The sequence below is a fragment of the uncultured Photobacterium sp. genome, assembly GCF_947502415.1.
Taxonomy (GTDB): Bacteria; Pseudomonadota; Gammaproteobacteria; order Enterobacterales; family Vibrionaceae; genus Photobacterium.
Genome location: NZ_CANMZV010000088.1, coordinates 1 through 984, shown reverse-complemented (window position 1 = coordinate 984; position 984 = coordinate 1). Strand labels below are relative to the sequence as shown.

1 protein-coding gene is annotated in these 984 nt (G+C 52.6%); it reads right to left on the bottom strand.

Annotated elements, in window-relative coordinates; translation table 11 throughout:
• A partial coding sequence (locus Q0852_RS23640; RefSeq protein ID WP_299022892.1) for a hypothetical protein occupies positions 1-984 on the bottom strand: 984 nt, incomplete at both ends.

Genomic DNA, 984 nt, shown 5'->3' with positions numbered 1-984 from the left:
GGCAAGCTGAGTTTGGTCAGCATCAACAAAACCAGCTTCCTGCTGCGGGCTTGTCGGTTCTGCTGCCTGACTTCCTGAATCGGCTAAATGCATTGGCTGTGATTCACTGGCATGTTGACCATCGGCTACCGGTTGTTCGGTTGAGGTTGCAACTGGTGCAACATCGGCACTGGCAAGCTGAGTTTGGTCAGCATCAACAAAACCAGCTTCCTGCTGCGGGCTTGTCGGTTCTGCTGCCTGACTTCCTGCATCGGCTAAATGCATTGGCTGTGACTCACTGGCTTGCTGGCCACCAGCCATTTGCTGGCTACCTGAGGTTGCTACAGGAGCGACATCGGCACTGGCCAACTGTACTTGTTCTGATTCAGGCGTACCGGCTTGCTGCTGTGGACTCGACTGTTCACCAGATTCACTAGCCATGCTTGCTAGGTGTACCGGCTTAGCTTCACTGGAACGTAATGAGCTCTCACTAACCTGATTCGTAGCAGATTGAGAAATTGATTCTTCATTTCGGCTTAATTTAGCCATAAGCTGGAAGGCATCATCAGCTGGTTTAGGTGCGCTGTTACTGGACTGACTCACTGCTGATTGTGACGTTGATGCTTCCTCACGGCTCAACTCTGCCTTTCGTAGAAAAGCATCACCCGATTGTTTAGTCTCAGCACTACCGTTACCAGCAGGCTCTGCTGGTCGTGGTGAAGCATCACCGCCCTGAGCCACAGGTGATTGAGGCGCTGATACATCATTACGGCTCTGCTCAGCTTGACGAGGGACATTGTCACCCACTTGTTTAGGCTCAGTGCCACCATTACTGGTAGGTTCCGATGAACGTGGAGAACTGTCAGTGGTCTGATTTACAGGTGCCTGTGGTGCAACTACATCATTGCGGCCCTGTTCGGCCTGACGGGGGGAAGTGTCACCCGCTTGTTTAGGTTCAGTACTACCGTTACCAGCAGGCTCTGCTGGTCGTGGTGAAGCATCACC